We start from the raw sequence: 18636 nt of genomic DNA on the forward strand, positions 1-18636 counted from the left end.
CAACAAGAACGTTTGTTTCCATTTTATCATAATGATACCAGTTTCGGCTATCGCCGACTGACATTCATCTCCCACTTACTCATTGGGCTCCGCCCTTTATATCCCTTGAAGTGGGAGTCTTCTGTCAGGAAATGATAAAACACCCACTGACGAAGCTTCATTTTATAGGTACATACATCTCTAAAAAAATACGTTCCAATCCATCTTCATAAGTGGTAAGTAATAGATTTACATAGACTAGTCCCAAAAGTTCATAGCCTTTTTCTTTTGCTACTTTTCTCATACTAGCTTCCACCTTATCGTCAGTACTTTTTCCACCTGTTGACCATCTCCCATCTTCAACAACAGTATACAGGCATTTGGGATGAGAGAGAATTTCACCTTTTATTACTTGATCACAATCTTCCACTTTTCTTACAATGATAAATTTATCTTCTTGAATGCCTTCTTCATTGAACCGTATGACTCTTCTTAACGAGGTGAGAATCACTGCTTTTTTTAAACTGTCTGTGTTTTCTTTTAGCGTGTCATATTCACCATAGGCAGTATAATGTTCTATTTCTCCTGCTATTTCTAGAGGCTTCATTTCTTTTACGGTGTATGTTCCTAGGAATTGTTTAATTTTATTACAATCTTCTTTTACGATTTGAAGCTTTTTTAAAAGAAGTTTTTTATATTCTATTTCTTCTAAAACCTCTTGCTCTTTCTCTGCTAATAATGATTGTATTCCCTCTATACTCTTACTTTTTCTTAATTCCTGGATTTTTTTTATTTCAATATCCATTTCTCTATAGAAATTCACTGTTGTTATATCATATATATCGAAATGATTATATTTTCTATACCCATTCTCAATATTTTGCTTCGGCTTTACTAATTCCTTTTCTTCATAAAACTTTAAGGTATCTCTAGATACACCTAAAAATTTAGCTACTTGTCCAATTGTGTACATTATACTCCCCTTTATCATTGCTACATCTTCTTTATGATATTTTATATTATCAGTACGTCGAAAAAATAATAATATTGGTTTTACTATAATAACTGAGTTAATTTCATAATTCCTTTGATCATCTCTTTTGCAAAAGCAAGGTACGTATTACCTGTTTAGCTGGAATAGAGCGAACAGTATGTATGGTCAAATCGTCCTGCCATCAAATCTTCTTTGCGAATAAAATAATGCAATACTCCCGCATCCCACCAGCAAAATCCGACGTCATCATCTGTATCGATCTCGAGCAGCATCACAATATCCTTGATCTCTTGCTTCGCCTTATCCTTATCCCCACCAAGCTTCTTTGTAATTTGATTCAAAGCAGAGTCCTTGTCGTAATCATAATCTTGTCCAGTAAGAAGTCTCAATGCCGCTTCGTATTCCTCATCATCATGCTGGGACGTGGGATAGCCAAACAGCTGCAAAATATCTCGTTTCCCCTCATCCCGGATATCTTGATAAACCTCCTCAAATTCTTCATAACCTACAGCATCCGTCTCAATCTGATCATAATCAATATAAGCATAGTTTGGCGGTTCCAGCGTTGCCCGTGCGCTCAATGCAAACCCATTAAACGTCTCTTCCATCGTCGTCTCTTCCGGTGAATGACGATTTACAGCCGTAGCAAGTTGCTCTGGCGTCATAACCAACACCCGATGCTCAATATGATATGCGGGCTCATCTACACCTACAAAAAACGATAACATCCCTTCCTTCGGCAGGAAGGACGATGAGTCATGCTGAACCAGCTCCTGCAAATTCAATTGGGCAAGAAAAGTCATCGCCTCGCCATCTGCGGTCATAGGCCACTCCCAATCAGGAGGCAAATCCGGGTCTCCGCCTACACGGGAGCAGCCAGGGTTTGTGTAATCGGTAGGACCTGTCTTGGCGCACCGAATGCCAAATTTCGTTGTTTCCAATAAATACGGAATCGCATGTGCGAATTGATGATCACGCAGCTTCGTCTCCAAATCATTTCTTTTCTGTTCCGTCCATTTCATCCTTATTCCCCCTCAAAATATGCTTCTAAATCCCACGGTTCGTTTGATGAAATTGGGCCGTGGTTATTCATTATTTCTGGATCATGTTACCCTCGTTTTCAATATAGCGAACATCAGGGGATTGTTCCAACACCATTGGACCTAAAATATAGCGGCATCATCCTCAGCTTCATGATTCTCTGTCCGCTGGCCTGCTGAAAAGTCAGTTCATCCTAGACAAGTATAAGGATAAATCCTAATCAAATGCGCCTTGGCGTATTTGCGCCCAGATTTTATCGAGCTCCGCTCGATAAATTTCCTATGAAAATCTGTGGCATCCGCCGGAGACTTTGACTTTATTCAGCCGGGGTTTGAACCCCCACTGAATGGAATAACAATATGCATTCATCTCACCACTTACAGAAGTGGGAGACTTCTGCTGAATGAAGTTAAACATCAGGAATGGTATTTTTTATCCTATCCTGGTCTATTCGTACCGTGAAAACTCCTCATCGCTCTAATAGCTTTCATACTCAACTCCCGCCAGTAGATTGGCTGTGGAACCTGCCGGTAAATCTGCTTTGACGATTTGGAACAATTCATCGTTTACAGCTCCATAAGGTGAATCGTTACCGTACAAGAGGATAATCGAATTATAGGCTCGGATAGACTCAATGATCAAGGACAAGCAAAACCCAACGTTTATACTTACAATACCGCTTCTTTTCCCATAATAAAAATATAAACTATTCGTATTATATATTCCTTTTAGTTGATGAATATCATCAAGGAAAAAAGCAAGCTTCTGGACATCACGCTTGTGCTTTGTATAATCCTACTCTTTAAAGCTCTAGTTATACGATTTCAATCAAGCGATCGTTTTATCTTCAACTATGAAAATGCCTAAATGCCTTCATAAATCTCCATATTTGAACTTTATATAAAATTACATTTAAAATAATCAATATTTTTACAAAAAACAGACTTTATTTCGAAAGCAAAATAGTTATTGACAGCGGTTCTGCATCGCTATAGAATATTGCTTAAAGTTTCTAATTGATAATCATTCTCGATTAAATGCACACTTATTGGTGATTATTCATAGATACATAATAATTATAGGGAGAGAATCATTTTATGAAAAAGTTTTTTATACCGTCAGTCCTTCTACTGGTGCTTCTGCTCAGTGCGTGCAGCAGTAAAACGGGCAACACTGACAAAGAAAGTGACCAGTCTTCCTCGAAGTCTGACACGTTTACTTATGAATCTGAGAATGGACCCATCGAAGTTCCGGAGAATCCACAACGTGTTGTTGTCCTAACTAGGTTCTTAACTGGTAATGTCATGGCACTTGATGTACCAGTCGTTGGAGTAGACGAAATGTCCAAGAGCAACCCAAGATTTGAAGAAAAATTGAAAGATATTGAAGCGGTATCTGATGAAAACCTCGAGAAGATCATCGAATTGGAACCAGATCTTATTATCGGACTCTCAGGAATTAAAAACATCGATAAGCTTAGCGAAATCGCTCCCACGGTCACTTATACTTATGGAAAAGTCGATTATTTAACACAGCAGCTTGAAATTGGAAAGTTGTTGAACAAAGAAAAAGAAGCCGAAGCTTGGGTCAATGATTTCAAAGCTCGTGCTACAAAAGCTGGAGAAGAAATCAGAGAAAAAATCGGTGAAGATGCGACAGTCTCAGTCATTGAGACATTCAATAAGCAGCTCTACGTCTATGGTTATAACTATGGGCGAGGAACAGAGATTCTTTATAATGAATTTAAACTCGACATGCCCAAAAAAGTAGAAGAATCCACAAAGCAAGACGGATACTTGGCTCTGTCTACTGAAGTTTTAAAGGATTATTTCGGTGACTACGTCATCTTCAGTAAAAATGCAGATGAGGACAACTCTTTCCAAGAAACTGAAATGTATAAAAGCATTCCTGCTGTCAAGAATAATCATGTCTTCGAAGCAGATGCGAAAACATTCTATTTTAACGATCCGTTGAGCCTAGAATACCAGCTTGAATTCTTCATTGAACATTTCCTCGAAGAGTAGCATTTATCCAATCATGGGATGTTTTAAGTCAAGAAAGTATTCAGCAACAGTAAGCTGTTATAGTATGTACAAAATTGTTTGTATAATTAAAGGAGCCACCCCTTGGGGTTTGGCTCCTGTTTTTATCACTATAGTTTTTTGCCAGGAATAAACACTTCCATATGTGACATCCTAAGCCCTTGAATCGGGGCTTTTTGTCTTTCTTTCATTCGCATACAAAAATCCTCGCTTCTTTCCTATATCCAAGACCCCAACATATTATCAAATGCGCCTTGGCGTATTTGCGCCCAGATTTTATCGAGCTCCGCTCGATAAATTTCCTCTGAAAATCTGTGGCATCCGCCGGAGGCTTTAGCTTTATTCAGCCGGGGTTTGAACCCCCACTGAATGGAATACCAATATGCATTCATCTCACCACCTATAGAAGTGGGAGACTTCTGCTGAATGAAGTTAAAACAAATCATAAGAATTAACGGACTTGTAGAGGTTTTTGCATCATTTCTCGATATTTTCTCGTTATGATGATTACGACATCAGGATGGCAATGGAAGGAGGAAAAAGTTTTAAAGATATATTCCCAGCTGAGTGCTACTATTTGCCTTGTTCCGTTTTTTCACCGCGAACTAGTGAACCTCAGTACATATAAGTACACACGATATCATCTAAAATGGTACAAAGGCTATTCCTCTTGGAGACTGTACAGCTTTCAAAACAATGTGGACTTTTCTGCAACATAGATTGGAGTAACAAGGGAGTGAGGAAATGAAAAGAATTTTATTGACAGGCGCAAGCCTATTGCTAATATTGGCGGGTTGTACAAACGCCGCCACAGACAAACATTCAGGAGAACAGAGCAAAGAGCATATGCAAATGCAGCATGATGAAAATATGGACATGGACCATGAGAATATGGAGGATATGGAGGATATGGAGGGTCACATGGATCATGACGATATCCCCTCTCTTAAAGCCTCCAAAGGAACTCAGGAGTTGTCCCTCCCTCCATTGTTGAAAAAACAACAGGGCTCGGACTTCGATTATGAGGTAGTCGCCCAAGAAGGAACGACCCAATTCTTCGATGGTACTCAAACCAAAACCTACGGATACAATGGCAACCTCTTGGGACCAACTGTACGGCTGAAAAAAGGAGAAACTGTCAAAGTGAAGGTTCGGAATGAGTTAAACGAACCTACGACATTCCATTGGCATGGTCTTGAAATACCCGGATCCGAAGATGGCGGTCCACAGGACGAAATTCAGCCAGGAAAAAGCAAAATTGTCACTTTAAAAGCAGATCAGCCGGCAGCAACTTTATGGTACCATCCGCATCCGCATGAGTTGACCTCTGAACAAGTATTCAAAGGCCTTGGCGGGATGCTCTATGTGGAAGGTACGGATCAGGATTCGGCCGATCTTCCGAAAAACTACGGCGTGGACGACATACCGCTCATTTTTCAAGATCGCATTTTCGATGAGGACCATCAACTGAATTATGATGAACTCATGAACAGTGATGGAACAATTGGAGATGTGTCACTCGTTAATGGGACACTTCATCCGAAACTGACAGTAACACAGCCCGTAATGCGTTTTAGAATCCTTAACGGCTCCAATGCAAGAAATTATACGTTTCGTTTGAGCAATGGGGCCTCATTCACTCAAATTGCTTCGGATGGCGGGTTGTTGGATGAGCCAGTTGAAATGAATGAGCTTACGTTATCAGCTTCAGAACGGTCTGAAATCCTGATTGATTTCTCCAAATTGGATTCTGATGAGCCTGTTGCGATAACTGATGAAAAAGGAAACGTTTTGCTTCCATTTGATTTGGATTTCGAGAGTAAAGCAACGAAAAATTCCACTGTATCATGGATAGCTGATGAACCCTTCCTAACAAAAGAAGAAAAAGACCTTCCAGTATCCAAAGAGATTGAATTATTTGGGATGATGGACAAGGTTACAATCAATGGTCAGAAATTCGATCCCAATCGGATTGATTTCAAACAGGAGAAAGGCGTCTCCGAAGTCTGGGAAATTTACAACAAACCGGATCATATGGGTGGGATGATTCATCCATTCCATATTCATGGCACTCAGTTTAAGATCATTTCACGAGACGGAAAAGGACCGGCACCGAATGAACAAGGTCTAAAAGACAGTGTCTTGATTGAACCTGGGGAACGAGTCAAGCTGCTTGTCACCTTCCCGGAAAAAGGCATCTACATGTACCACTGTCATATTTTAGAACATGAAGATAATGGTATGATGGGACAAGTAGAAGTATATTAAATACTGTGAAAAACCACTTCACGAAATTGAACCGCACCCCAATTGTTAGGCAGAGTTTTACAATTGGGGTGCTTTTCCATTTTCCTGTTCCTTTTACCCCATTTCAGGATTTATTTTTATAAAATTCAATTACAGACATTGCCGTAGATACAACTTTATCTTGAAGATCTTCCGGCGAAATCACCCTCATTTTATTTGCAAATCCTAAGATGAACTCGACGGCCTCTTGCTTATCATTAAATCTTAATGTCGCGGGTATCCATTTATCTTCTTTTGGATTTTTTCTTTGTATAAATTGAACAAACTTACCGGTAAAATTAATTCTTGGAATAATAGCCGGATGTATTTCTACTTGTACATCATATTGAGGTAAATTTTGTATAAACTCCTTCTTCGATTGCTCCCAGTAATCCGCCAAATTGAAATCAATTGGTCTTTTAAAAGTTTCATCTTCAACCTGTGCTGTTTGTATACGTGATACCCTATAATTACGCAACTCTCCATTTCTTGATGCCACAAGATACCACCTATTCCCTTTTGCTACCAATCCTAATGGTTCTATCAGTCTTTCTTTTTGTTCCCCGTCGGCCTGTTCGTAGTAAATTTTTAGCTTTTTACTTTCCCAAACTGCTTTTTGGACCGTTTTGAGAGCATGTACTTTTTCTTTAGATTGTCGCCAAGTGCTCGAATCTATATGAATTCTTTCCCAGATTGCTTGTGCTTCATCCCGAAAAGTTCCCGGGATGGCTGCAAGTAACTTTTGCCTAGTATCTAATGCTTGGATATTTAACCCTAAGTCTTCGAGTAATTTTCCTGAAGGGAAGAGAAATAAAGATTTTATGTCATCTATGTTTAATCCGCTTAATCTAGTACGAAAATTGTCCATCAGACGCCATCCCCCCCTTTTTCCCCTATCAGAAACTATGGGTATCCCTGCACTACTTAATGCATCCATGTCTCTAAGGATCGTTCTATCTGATACCTCGAGTTCATCAGCCAATTCTTTTGCTGTCATTTTCCCTCTATTTTGTAACAAAATCATAATATTCATTAATCTATCTGCTCTCATAAAATCTCTCCCTTCGATGAAAATACGAATTCATTTTATGAACATGACAGGAGATGTCATATTTCAATCATATACTTATTTTAAAGACACAGAAAGGAGAAAGATTCATGACTCAAAATCGAAATGTTGTATTATTCATTGCATCAAGTTTAGACGGCTACATTGCTACAAAAGAGGAGTCACTTGAGTGGTTATTTAAAGTAGAAGGTGAAGGGGATAATGGGTATTCTGAGTTTTATGATACGGTTGATACAGTTTTAATGGGTAAAAAATCTTACGATTGGATCATGAAGCATGGCTTCGAGGAATTTCCATATAAAAATAAAGGTTGCTATGTGTTTACAAGGTCTACTATTGAAGATACTGAAAATGTAAAATTTGTCAGCCCTGATATACCTAATTTTGTTAATGAACTAAAAAGCCAACCTGGCAAAAATATTTGGATCGTTGGTGGAGGAGAACTGCTGCAATCTTTTTTAAAAGAGAATTTAGTTGATGAACTTATCGTAACAATTGCACCAACCATAATCGGCAAAGGAATTCCTTTATTCAAAGAAGGTGATTATCAATTAGACCTTTCATTGAAAGGAACAAGGAACTTTAATCAATTTGTTGAATTGCATTATGAAGTTAAAAAGTAAAACGTTTGACTAATACAACTCTTTTCATAGAAAAAATCCCTGAATAAAAGCAGGGATTTTTTTCATTTTAACGAATACTTACTGATTCAAGAAAAGGTGATAAAATGCTTTTTTTAGGTTGAACTATGACACTAATCACAACAGCGACGCCCATTTGATTATTTTGAAGTTTGAATTGCTCTCCTTTTATTTCAATAAACCGCTTATATTTCCTAACAAGAATAACAACTTAATGAAATTCATTTTCAACGGAAACCCTCTTCATTAATCGCTTTAATTTATTTTCTGTATCTGTTTCCTCAACAGGTGTATAGATACTGCATCGCAAATCCATATCACCTTGAACCTGAAGAGAAGTTAAATTAAACAACATTTTACCTGCTTTAGCATGTCTGAATTCAATCATCATTTCTGGAGCCTTACTTACTTGACTTTCTTGCCATAGATTCTGGAATTCTGGATACGAATGACTCATTTCCTTAATAAATTGGTTGTACCATGCGTCACCTAAATACTGTCCATAATACGTACGAAAAATAGCAAGAAAACCTTTCGCAAAATGCTCCCAGTTGACAGCCAAGGCTTTTAATTCTTTTCTGGTGAAAACTAAGCGAATCAAATTTCGTTGATCCTTCGGTATTTGTTCAAAATCTAAAAAAACATGGGCAGCTGCAGGATTCCAACCCACAATAAAGCAACGTCGATCCGTAATGATCGTCGGACAATAAGTTAATTCAGTAAGTATTCGCTTTAAAGCAGGACTCAGCTCTGAGTGTTCCTTTTTTTGGCGGGTAATTTCTGATTTCGCCTCTAATGCCAAGTCAAATAAATAGTCTCTTTCGTCATTATTTAACTGTAGAGCTGTCGAAATACAATCCAGCACGATTGAAGAAACCTTTATATCTCTCCCCTGCTCAAGCCATGTATACCAAGTGGTACTTACCCCTGCTAATTGAGCGACTTCTTCCCTCCGTAATCCCGGTGTCCTTCTCCGTGTTCCCATAGGCAATCCAATAGACTCCGGCTTAATTTGGGCACGCTTCGTTTTCAAAAATGTCGATAAAGCTTCAAGCCTGGTTTTATCATTCACTTTTAAAACTCCTTATCATTTCAATTTACCCTATTAGTATTTATACCAGGATAAACGCTCCCTTGTAATAGGATAAAGGAATTGTAAAATACAAGTATAGGATGAATTTGGAGGGATGAAAAGTGGAAAGAGTTGTCATTACCGGTATAGGAGTAGTCTCTCCTATCGGAAGCAACATCGAAACATTTTGGAACAATCTGATTAACGGGACATCTGGCATCTCCCCCATTGATACATTTGATGTTACGCATCATAAGACAAAAATAGCAGGGATCGTCCAAGATTTTGATGCAGATGAGTTTTTAGGAAGACAGGCAGCACGACGTTTGGATCGCTTTTCTCAATTTGCATTAGCTGCTGCTGATCAAGCTTGGACAGATTCAGAGCTGGAATTTGATCAAATAGATGTAGAAAGGTTAGGCGTATACGTAGGTTCAGGCATTGGTGGAATTGAAACCTTAATTGAAAATATTGATGTACTTAGACAGAAGGGACCAAGAAGAGTCAGCCCAACTCTCGTACCAGCCATGATGTCTAATGCTGCTGCGGCACAAATTAGTATCAAGTGGAACGCGATGGGCCCTTCTTTGTCGCCTGTTTCTGCTTGTGCCATTGGAAACACTGCAATAGGTGAAGCCTTTAGGCTCATTCGTTCTGGGGAGGCTGACGCTGTATTTGCAGGTGGAACAGAGGCAGCTATTACTGACTTATCTATTGCAAGTTTTAGTAATGCTACAGCATTATCAACAAGAAACGATGATCCTACTAAAGCGAGCCGCCCATTTGATCAAAATCGAGATGGATTTGTTATGTCAGAAGGAGCTGGAATTCTCATCTTAGAATCCTTATCACATGCTTTGCGTAGGGAGGCAAAAATTTATGCAGAGGTTATTGGATATGGTGCAAGTTCAGACGCACACCATATCGTAGCAACGCATCCAGAAGGTAAAGGGGCCTATCTTGCTATGAGGTCAGCTTTAAAAAATGCCAATATATCTTCTGAGGAAATTGATGTTATCAGCGCTCACGCAACAAGCACACAAGTGGGAGACATCTCTGAAACGATGGCGATTAAGCAGCTATTTGGGAAACAAGCTTATCAGATTCCAATCACAGCTAATAAATCCATGCTAGGTCATATGTTGGGGGCAGCCGGTGGAGTTGAAGCAATTGCATTAGCCATGAGCATAAAGGAAGGAATTGTTCCTCCGACCATTAACTTAGAAAACCCTGATCCGTTATGCGATCTCGATTATGTACCATCTGTTGCTCGCCAAGTGCACATAAATACGGGACTATCCAACTCATTCGGCTTCGGTGGCCATAACGCAGCCATTGTTTTAAAGAAATGGACTTGTTAAAATTTAATGCTGATAAGTAAATAAAAATTAAAGGAAATCCTAAGAATAGGGTTTCCTCCATTATTCAAGTGAAGTCTTTTGCAGTTATTTCAAGTGTATTTCCATCAAGTTCTAACTCTACTTGATTGCCCCAGTTTAGAAATTCATCGCATGTAATCAATAATTTATTATTAGACCATCCATGAAATTTAACTGTATCCATTTTAATTGGACTTTTTAATGGTATTTTATCATTTAATGTTGATTCTATTTTTTCAATACCATAATAATCCGCAATTATGAAATCACCTGTTGGCGTTACGGTTAAACATTGATATTGAGGTTGGGATTCATACTCAGTTAATTCTCCGCTATAACAGTCAACTTGAAACAAATAATCAGAAGTGAGAACAAGAATTTTGTTATGCTTTTTCGATAGTGCAACAGCCCTTGGTGAACCTCTAAACTCACCACACCATTCATTAAAATTTTCTTCTTCAAACTTTACCCAAGTCCAATTTTGGGAATTCCAAGAACTTGATATGTCATAAATCCTTTCCTTGTATTGTCCCGAATAAGGTTGGTTTATTATTTCTGCTTTGATTATCACTCTTTGTCCTCCAAAAAGGGGTTGTTCTCATAAATATCAATAAATAATGGCTCCTTTAAGTAGCTACCAGGTTGAATAAGGATTACAGATTGAATTTTGACAGTCGTAAACTGACATATGTGTCAGATATAGATAAAATAAGCTCTAAAAATCTTCTACTACAAGGCTTGTTTTTTAATATTATCTAAGGAAGCTACTTGAAATCTGTGTACTGACTTTTTTAGCAATCTGCTACAATTAAAACCAGTTTGCAGAAGCTTTTTCATAAAAATGATACTTATGGGCAATATAAGTTTAATCTCTCTTGTAACCCTTCCAAGACCTCTTCTGGAACTTCCCTGACTTTGATATCCACACCTAGAAAAAGCAGCCAATTTGTTATTTCAGTCAATTCTTCGGTATTTTTAACATTGACAAAAGTCTTTAGAATGGCTGTGGTTTGGTAAGGATTCGTATAGGAAATTGACACTTTTAAAGGATGATATTTTTTGAACTGGGCAATCGCCTTTGGGCCAAGTTCAAGGACAAGGTTGATGTCTTCTTCCTGCTTACTTAGTTTTTCTAAAATCTTTTTCTTACTTAATCTTTTTTTCTTAGGGTAAGGTGTGACATTTATAAGATGGTCGACAGGAACAATCTTCTTCTTTTCTTCCTTTAAGTCAAAGCCTTCAATCAGCCAAAGGCTTTTTTCCTGATAAAGGTGCAAGAGATAAACAGGATAAGATTTTACTACCTTCTCTTATTTGATCGTAATTAGTAAATACCTATCCAAAAGAAGGATTTGGATGAGTTTTTCTAACATGGGATGGGGGAGGTCTGAAAGCTCAAGCAGGTCGGGATTATTGGGGTTAGTCCCTTCAAAAAGCAAGATTCGATATAAAAGAACTAGGTCATCTTGCTGGTTTTCTGAGACGAGGCCCAGTAATTTTTCAGCTAAAGACTGACGACTCTTTAGATAAGGGAGTTGCTGATTTCTTGTTGCCATAAAAGCAATAAAAAGCGCTTTGACTTCATTATCGGTAAAGCGAACAACGGGCAGAACAGAGTTTTGCATGACAAAATAGCCCCCATCCCTTCCAGTTTCAGAGACGAGCGGCATCCCCATGGCCTCAATTTCCTTGATATCTCTAATAGCTGTCGAACGAGAGATATTAAATTCTTGCATGATTTCAGAAATTGTAAAGTGGGAGCGGTTGTTAATATACCGCATAATGATATTAATCCGTTCAACTTTTTTCATCGGGACTCCTAAACAGTATCATTTTTTGACACGATTTATGGTTATCATATACCTATCAAATGAAGAAGACAAATCATTTGATTAATCTAAAAAAAGGAAGGGTTTGAATATGGCAGACTATACCATAGAAGAAAAAGATAGCTTTACCGTTTTAGGTTTTGGAACTGAGCTTAAGAGCGATTATACAGACTTTGCTGGCATAAACAAGGAAAAGTCAGACTTTTGGGAGGCCTTCAGCCAGGATGGTAGGCTTAATGATTTAAAAGCCATGGCCACAAATAATTACGTTTTTGCCGTGAACGAAGCGGTGAATAACAAGATGATGCACTATGCCGGCGTCATGTCAGACGCACCAGCACCAGAAGAAGCCAGAGTTATCCAATTTCCTAAAGGGGAATACCTTGTTGTTAAAGGAGAAGCGAAGACGGCTGATGAACTGAATAATACGCTTACTGGCATTGCCTTTGGTCAAGCCTTGCCAGAAGCAAAGGATTTTGCCTATGTTGGCGGGCCAAATACAACCGTGGAAATGGGACAGCGAGACGGCTTAGTTTTTGGTGAAATGTGGATCCCTGTTGTTAGAAAATAAAAAGATAAAGGAAGGATGGAAATGTCTTATATCGTCGATTTTAAAAATGTGTCTACGGTCGGTTTAGAGTCATCACCTGTAGTAGAAGCGCTTGCCGGACTACGTGCTAATGAAGCCCGTTACTTTATGAACAAATACAAGCATGAATTTATAGTAGTTCCTGCCAGCGAAAGCCAGGAAACCCTTGATTATGTCAACCGAGTTCTGAAAGAAGAACGTGATATTGAGTTTGCGGCCAAACCTTTAGAAACATCGCGTTTTCAAGTGGAAAATATCAAGTTTGCCTACATCTTTTATGAGGATGGGCTTGGGGTCAACGTTATGTATACAGTTGATGACCCTAAGAAGCGGGCCGTTGGTTTTAAGCTTTCCGAGGGTATGGAAGTACCAAAGGAGTTAGAAGAAAAGTTCAAGTTTGCTAGGCAAAAGTCTAAACTAGCTGGAACTATTAGAGGCTCATTTTTTGTCATTAAAGGGGAATATTGAGAACTTGCCTCCTCTATAATCACATGCGCTTTGGCGTATTTGCGCCCGGATTTTATCGAGCTCCGCTCGATAAATTTCCCCTGAAAATCTGTGGCATCCGCCGGAGGCTTTAACTTTATTCAGCCGGGGTTTGAACCCCCACTGAATGGAATACCAATATGCATTTATCTCACCACTTACAGAAGTGGGAGACTTCTGCTGAATGAAGTTAAATGTACTGGTGTGATACAGAAGACGGTCAAGGATGACGGTGGTCAAAATGGAATCCCCTGAACCTGGCTTCCCATCCTCCATACGATTTGGAATTCAGGATCATTCCATCTTTCTCATAGCTTTCAGAGACAATTTGAAAGAAAAAATGAGCAGCCGTATCTTCCATTTGACGCACGCACTAATAGATTCAAATTTGTGTTCGTGGGAGATTGATCCCACGAGCTTCCTTCCTATGCTTATGGAAACAAATTTAAGACACTGTTTGGTTGGATAGGAACTCGTATGAGTTAAGAAATATATACCAGCAACCGCTTCACTACTCATGAACCCAGTGTCGATAAGGGGTTCATTTTCAATGATACCTGTTAGTTATTTATCCTAATGCACCTAACAGTATAAGTTTTACTGATACTTTTTAGCCACCATGAATTCAACAAAAGGCAATGTTATCATCGCTAAACCTAATATACCTAATAGAAAAACGTTGATTGTGCCATTTACTAGTTTATCAGCAGCCACAGCTACCAAAATAAAGAATAATAGAATAAAGTAACTTATTTTTGAGCTTTTTTCCGTGATTTTTTGTCCGAGTTCTTCCTCAGGTAAAATTCCGTCTTTTTCTTCCTTATTTCCCCATGTAATGGCAGAGAAGAACATCATCAATAACGCTCCAATTGATGCAACCTCATTAAATCCAACCTCTTTTCCAGTATTTATTTTAAAAATTGAATAGCCTATCGCAATTAAAGTTGCTATTCCAATAATAATTGCCCCTATTTTTCGAGTATTCATTTATCCATCTCTCCCACATTAAAAAATAACTTGTCAACTTTAACACCCAACGTCTTCGCAAGTTCAAAAGCTAATTTTAGACTTGGGTCATATTTATTATTCTCAATCGCATTTATGGTCTGTCTGCTTACATTACATAAATCTGCTAGTTTCCCTTGGGAAATACCTTTATTTTCTCGGTAGTGCTTTATTCTATTTTGCATATGACCAACACCCTCATCTCTAAATAGGTGTAAAACTCTCTTTACACTTCTATTATAAAAAAAGACGAAATAAGTGTCAAATACATTTGACACTTATTCGCCTTTTTAAAGGTATTTTATTATCAGGATTCAACACAGTTAACCGAATATTTATGAAAACTGCATTCCGAATGTTTTTCTATATATGAGTGCCACGCCTCATAAAATGCTTGAATAGTAGTATACCTTTTCTCTTTTTCTTTATGCAGAGCTTTTTGACATAGATGATATAAGTCTTGTGTGCTTTCCCATTTCCCATAGCTTTTATCACTGTTTCCACCAATAAAGGCAATATCCGTCTCACATCATTTTAGTCTTTGCTAGTTCCAGCTTACTTACATTTCTTGAAAAACTTTAATAAGTTCTTCAAGAACACTCTTACCGTCTCCCTTGTAAGAAGAACCATGCATAACAGCAAGTGTTTTAGGCTTTAAATCTGCTAGTCTACGCAGCTGCTCCTCTGTATGTAAGGTATAAGGAATATAATTGGAAAATGGACTTTGAGAGTTCTGTAGTACTTCTTTAAACCGAGCCATTAAACTAGTCTCAGTAATTGGTTCCACATCACCGTTTTGATGGAACAAATCAGAAGTAAAAAGAGTCCGGTCAGTCTCTTCAAAAAGCATTCCCGCATCCCATCCATGCGGGAGGTGAGGTGTGCGCAAATATCGAAAGCTTTTCTTTCCCGTACTGAATACCTCGTTGTCCTGGAGCCCACGAATAGGTCTAATAGCGAACTCCCCATTTACCGCCACCCCGACAATGCCGGTTACAGCCTCAGCTTGAGGTGCAATTGTGAGCCATTCATTGAGTGCACCGCACTCATCCGACTCGAAATGACTATAGCTAATCCAGCGCAATTGTTTAAGATCAATTAGGCTAGCAGCTGCTTGACTGAACTGGGAAAAAAGCAATTTGGGACCTGTATGGTACAAAAGGGGCTCCTCGTCTCGGACTAAAAATGCATTGTATTGGAATCCGGATTCTGTTGAGAAGATCGAAAGACGAAAGACATCAGACTCAATTTCATCAATACGTGCCATAACATTTCTCCTTTTTCCTTTTAGATTATTTTACTAGCTTATTTATAATCAGTACCATGTAGACTCCCACCAAACATTTTCCCAAGGCCATTGCGTGATTTTTGCAAATTATAAGTTTGTAATAAATCCATTATACCGAACATGCATTCTATTAACAATCCATAATCGGATTACTTTTCTCTTTTTTGAGATCCCGTGAACATTTTAACGAAAATATAGGCTACGGCTTTGCGCCAGCTCCAATCGAAACGTACCCTTTCGGCATTGATGTTGGACTGAAACGCAGTAACTGGTATTTGATTGTTTATGTAGACAATAAAAAACAGCCTCCAAAGGAAGCTGTTTTGTTTTCACTATGTATAAGCCGCCTCTGCCGTAATGAGTCTAAGAAAGTTTTAAACCACCACTCCTCAAAGTGGGTGTTCGCAGAAACGTTCATGAATGTCCTCCATGTCCTATAGACAGAGGTTTGTCATTCCAGTTTCTATTAAAAACTCCCTATTACAGCTTAAAGGTTAAAACTTTATTAAGATTACGAACAACGCAGCCTATATAATTATATTACTCTATATTTATTCATTGTTCAATGTAATTGTTTCTATTGCACCTTTTAATTTTCCAGCATTGTATTTATGAGAACTAAGAATTAATATTTGAAACTCTATTCGGCCCTTCGATGTTCCGCAAACGGTCAGCGAAATCATCACATGCTTCCCGTTTTCTTTCTCAAAAGCGAGCCGATGATGCAGCTGGGACTGTTCTGCTGTTTCGTCTCCTTCCGATAATAATCATCACGTTCGATTTGCCTGCCTAGTAAGGGCCGATCCATTTATTTACTTTCTTAATCTTCTCCATGAACTGGCTTCATGCAACTTTACGGAATCTAAGAGAAAAATTGGAATTTGTCAATTTTACTGTACTTATTTTTTCTCCAGCTCTGACCACTCAAAAAAAGAAAAAACCAGGCTCTGTCACCTTCATTAAAGCCTGCGTCTAGATTTAGCAGCTTTATGACTCCTGTCTTCCTTCGCAAGAGCATTGTATTGTTTAAATTTGGCCGCCCTTTTTTTCTTTAAGTACTTTTCATTGAGCACGATCACCTTCTCGTTCTCAGTCGTTCTGTATTTTTGATAGACGAATTTATATTTTTCAAACGCGAAATGTCCAAAAATGTAAATCGGCAAAATCATGAACAGGAGGATAACTGTGCTGGGGAACAGCTTGAAACTTTTCCCAAACAGATAGACGGTCATAACCGCATAGGCCCCCACCGAAACCATAAAGGTAATAATCAGATTGCATATATGAAAGGCAATCACACTTTTCTTCTCGCGAAACATCTGCTCCAACTCATATTTGAAGAAAAGGGTCACGAAAACAGAAATCACAATAACGAAAAACGTAATAAAATAAGCAAGCCCACTATGCACCTTTTCCGCCCCCATTCTTGAAGGGGTCTGACCCCCACCGCGTTAATGCATTACCACTTTAATCGGATGGGGGTCAGACCCCTCATATAGTATTCTACCTACCTCATGAATGTTAGCTATCAAAGGATGACCTATCATTCGCTTTTTTAAACTGGATATTTTAGAGCGTTCTTTTCCATTTTCTTAAATGCTTCCTCTTTCAAATCTATATTCATTTTTTCCGCTAACTGCAAAAGATATATAAATACATCCGCCATCTCTTCTTTAATGTTCTGTTCAGAATCAGCAACTGCTTTTTCACTGTCTCTCCATTGAAAATTCTCTAATAGTTCATTTGCTTCTAGTGATATAGAAATAGCCAAATCTTTTTCATTGTGATAAGGGGCCCAACCCCGTTCATCTCTAAACTCAATTATTTTCTGCATTAGATCTTTCATTTTTAGCCCACCTATTGTGAATTTATTATTGTAAATATATTCTATTTTACCACTTGTTTTGATGTCATTGACATTTGTACCTATAAAACTGCTAGATAATCCTTTATTTTAAACTTCTGAGTACTGTCACTTTTTTAAGAAATAAATGATTCCATAATAAATTTTTGAATTATTAAAAACACTCCCCAGGCTATTATTCCCAGTGAAATCGCTAATACTAAATGAAGAGATTGTTTTAATGCGATATAAATCACAAACAGCATTATCGCCGTTGCAGGGAATCCGGCTAAAACCCCAAGTGTAAATTTATTGACGTTTTGAGTTGATTCTCCTTGAATTGTCAGCCAAATAATACTTAGAATACTGATCAGCGGCAGCGCAGCTACGATGCCTCCATATATAGGAAAACGTCTTGCTAATTCTGTTACAACGCAAATAATAACTGCTGAACTTACAATTTTTATTAGCAAATACATTTATTTTGAGACCTCACTTAAAAGCCGAAATGCTTCAACTACCCTTTCTCTTTCATTAGCCGATAATCTGCTAAGCGCAGCTTGAAGTTTAGTTTCATCTAACTCTGTATTCTTCTTTAATGTTATAAGGCCCCAGTCTGTTAAATGTAGATACACCTTTCGTTGGTCTTCATTTGATCTTTCTTTATAAACCCAGCCATTACCCACTAATTTTTTCACATGTTCTGAAGCTGTATTGTGAGAAATCGATAATTGCTCTGCTATATCACGAATCATGACAAATTGCCTTTTCTGAATCATTTGTAATATACGGACGCTTTGATGTGAAATGACTTCCTCTTGTGTAGGATGTAAGTTGAAGTAAATATCAGTAAAATAATTATTAATACGTTGAATCATGAAAGCACCCCATCTCAATCGTTCAAAACGATTATATCGTAAAATACGATATAATCACAATAAAAATTATGTAAGTCGCAAATACAATACTTTTAACAGCAGAGAGAGAAAAATATTATTCGAATGGGGTATCTTTAAGTTATCAGCATTTTAAAAAGGCGAAAAGGGAGTGTAAACTAAACTGTGTAAGTGAGAGAGCGTACGGCTCTTGCTTC

21 protein-coding genes, 1 other RNA gene and 1 pseudogene are annotated in these 18636 nt (G+C 38.1%); 6 read left to right on the forward strand and 17 right to left on the reverse strand.

Annotated features, from left to right (window positions below; translation table 11 throughout):
- Nucleotides 1–157 precede the first annotated feature (157 nt).
- The 3 genes from D5F11_RS25155 to D5F11_RS27115 form a co-directional block, all read right to left on the reverse strand.
- Nucleotides 158–952, reverse strand: coding sequence for a MerR family transcriptional regulator (locus tag D5F11_RS25155; protein WP_120119433.1), 795 nt, complete (start codon nucleotides 950–952; stop codon nucleotides 158–160).
- Between the two features lie 155 nt (nucleotides 953–1107).
- Entirely contained in the window at nucleotides 1108–1995 is an 888-nt protein-coding gene (locus D5F11_RS25160; RefSeq protein WP_120119432.1) for a YwqG family protein, read from the reverse strand.
- Nucleotides 1996–2491: 496 nt separating this feature from the next.
- Nucleotides 2492–2662, reverse strand: coding sequence for a hypothetical protein (locus tag D5F11_RS27115; RefSeq protein WP_185830913.1), 171 nt, complete (start codon nucleotides 2660–2662; stop codon nucleotides 2492–2494).
- A 449-nt stretch (nucleotides 2663–3111) separates the two neighbouring features.
- Here D5F11_RS27115 and D5F11_RS25165 point away from each other — a divergent pair, with 449 nt between their 5' ends.
- Nucleotides 3112–4038: an iron-hydroxamate ABC transporter substrate-binding protein gene (locus D5F11_RS25165; RefSeq protein WP_120119431.1), complete on the forward strand. Its 927-nt coding sequence runs from the start codon at nucleotides 3112–3114 to the stop codon at nucleotides 4036–4038.
- A 236-nt stretch (nucleotides 4039–4274) separates the two neighbouring features.
- Here the strand turns inward: D5F11_RS25165 and D5F11_RS27120 are convergent, their stop codons facing one another.
- Nucleotides 4275–4448 (reverse strand): hypothetical protein, encoded by a 174-nt coding sequence (locus D5F11_RS27120; protein WP_185830914.1) that lies wholly within the window; start codon nucleotides 4446–4448, stop codon nucleotides 4275–4277.
- A gap of 352 nt (nucleotides 4449–4800) precedes the next feature.
- Here D5F11_RS27120 and D5F11_RS25170 point away from each other — a divergent pair, with 352 nt between their 5' ends.
- Nucleotides 4801–6324, forward strand: a complete 1524-nt coding sequence (locus tag D5F11_RS25170; RefSeq protein ID WP_120119430.1) for a multicopper oxidase family protein — start codon at nucleotides 4801–4803, stop codon at nucleotides 6322–6324.
- Nucleotides 6325–6427: 103 nt separating this feature from the next.
- Here D5F11_RS25170 and D5F11_RS25175 read toward each other — a convergent pair whose 3' ends face one another.
- The gene (locus D5F11_RS25175; RefSeq protein WP_120119429.1) at nucleotides 6428–7393 is read right to left on the reverse strand and encodes a helix-turn-helix transcriptional regulator; all 966 of its coding nucleotides are present in this window, start codon (nucleotides 7391–7393) and stop codon (nucleotides 6428–6430) included.
- A gap of 107 nt (nucleotides 7394–7500) precedes the next feature.
- Between D5F11_RS25175 and D5F11_RS25180 the strand changes: the two genes are divergently transcribed.
- Nucleotides 7501–8034, forward strand: a complete 534-nt coding sequence (locus tag D5F11_RS25180) for a dihydrofolate reductase family protein (protein WP_120119428.1) — start codon at nucleotides 7501–7503, stop codon at nucleotides 8032–8034.
- 229 nt (nucleotides 8035–8263) lie between these two features.
- Here D5F11_RS25180 and D5F11_RS25185 read toward each other — a convergent pair whose 3' ends face one another.
- Nucleotides 8264–9124, reverse strand: coding sequence for a helix-turn-helix transcriptional regulator (locus D5F11_RS25185; protein ID WP_120119427.1), 861 nt, complete (start codon nucleotides 9122–9124; stop codon nucleotides 8264–8266).
- 122 nt (nucleotides 9125–9246) lie between these two features.
- On the opposite strand from D5F11_RS25185, the gene fabF reads away from it, so the two are divergent.
- Complete coding sequence (gene fabF / locus D5F11_RS25190) at nucleotides 9247–10485, forward strand: beta-ketoacyl-ACP synthase II (RefSeq protein WP_120119426.1); 1239 nt, start codon at nucleotides 9247–9249, stop codon at nucleotides 10483–10485.
- Nucleotides 10486–10549: 64 nt separating this feature from the next.
- Here the strand turns inward: fabF and D5F11_RS25195 are convergent, their stop codons facing one another.
- Together D5F11_RS25195 and D5F11_RS25200 are read right to left on the reverse strand one after the other, a co-directional pair.
- Nucleotides 10550–11074, reverse strand: coding sequence for a hypothetical protein (locus tag D5F11_RS25195; protein ID WP_120119425.1), 525 nt, complete (start codon nucleotides 11072–11074; stop codon nucleotides 10550–10552).
- A 277-nt stretch (nucleotides 11075–11351) separates the two neighbouring features.
- Nucleotides 11352–12314, reverse strand: a pseudogene (locus tag D5F11_RS25200) (helix-turn-helix transcriptional regulator).
- Nucleotides 12315–12423: 109 nt separating this feature from the next.
- Between D5F11_RS25200 and D5F11_RS25205 the strand changes: the two are divergent.
- A complete protein-coding gene (locus D5F11_RS25205) occupies nucleotides 12424–12903 on the forward strand; it encodes a GyrI-like domain-containing protein (protein ID WP_120119424.1) in 480 nt (159 codons plus the stop codon).
- A gap of 21 nt (nucleotides 12904–12924) precedes the next feature.
- Nucleotides 12925–13389 carry a phage tail protein gene (locus D5F11_RS25210; protein ID WP_120119423.1) on the forward strand — a complete coding sequence of 155 codons (465 nt, stop codon included), beginning with the start codon at nucleotides 12925–12927 and terminating at the stop codon, nucleotides 13387–13389.
- Here the strand turns inward: D5F11_RS25210 and D5F11_RS25215 are convergent.
- The 9 genes from D5F11_RS25215 to D5F11_RS25260 form a co-directional block, all read right to left on the reverse strand.
- The gene (locus D5F11_RS25215) at nucleotides 13360–13647 is read right to left on the reverse strand and encodes a hypothetical protein (RefSeq protein WP_120119422.1); all 288 of its coding nucleotides are present in this window, start codon (nucleotides 13645–13647) and stop codon (nucleotides 13360–13362) included. The two genes, D5F11_RS25210 and D5F11_RS25215, sit on opposite strands and share 30 nt — an antisense overlap.
- A 357-nt stretch (nucleotides 13648–14004) precedes the next feature.
- A complete protein-coding gene (locus tag D5F11_RS25220) occupies nucleotides 14005–14394 on the reverse strand; it encodes a hypothetical protein (RefSeq protein WP_120119420.1) in 390 nt (129 codons plus the stop codon).
- Nucleotides 14391–14597 (reverse strand): helix-turn-helix transcriptional regulator, encoded by a 207-nt coding sequence (locus tag D5F11_RS25225; RefSeq protein WP_120119419.1) that lies wholly within the window; start codon nucleotides 14595–14597, stop codon nucleotides 14391–14393. The genes D5F11_RS25220 and D5F11_RS25225 overlap by 4 nt, the downstream gene beginning before the upstream one ends.
- Nucleotides 14598–14971: 374 nt before the next feature.
- Nucleotides 14972–15679 carry an oxygen-binding di-iron domain-containing protein gene (locus tag D5F11_RS25235; RefSeq protein ID WP_120119418.1) on the reverse strand — a complete coding sequence of 236 codons (708 nt, stop codon included), beginning with the start codon at nucleotides 15677–15679 and terminating at the stop codon, nucleotides 14972–14974.
- 357 nt (nucleotides 15680–16036) lie between these two features.
- A non-coding RNA gene (gene ssrS, locus D5F11_RS25240) (6S RNA) lies at nucleotides 16037–16232 on the reverse strand.
- A 427-nt stretch (nucleotides 16233–16659) separates the two neighbouring features.
- Entirely contained in the window at nucleotides 16660–17109 is a 450-nt protein-coding gene (locus D5F11_RS25245; protein WP_120119434.1) for a hypothetical protein, read from the reverse strand.
- A 146-nt stretch (nucleotides 17110–17255) separates the two neighbouring features.
- On the reverse strand, nucleotides 17256–17546 hold the full coding sequence (locus D5F11_RS25250; RefSeq protein ID WP_120119417.1) for a nucleotide pyrophosphohydrolase: 291 nt from the start codon (nucleotides 17544–17546) through the stop codon (nucleotides 17256–17258).
- 134 nt (nucleotides 17547–17680) lie between these two features.
- A complete protein-coding gene (locus D5F11_RS25255; RefSeq protein WP_120119416.1) occupies nucleotides 17681–18022 on the reverse strand; it encodes a DUF3147 family protein in 342 nt (113 codons plus the stop codon).
- Nucleotides 18023–18421, reverse strand: coding sequence for a MarR family winged helix-turn-helix transcriptional regulator (locus tag D5F11_RS25260; RefSeq protein ID WP_120119415.1), 399 nt, complete (start codon nucleotides 18419–18421; stop codon nucleotides 18023–18025).
- Nucleotides 18422–18636 lie beyond the last annotated feature (215 nt).

This window comes from Siminovitchia terrae, assembly GCF_003605405.2.
GTDB classification, from domain to species: Bacteria; Bacillota; Bacilli; order Bacillales; family Bacillaceae_C; genus Siminovitchia; species Siminovitchia terrae.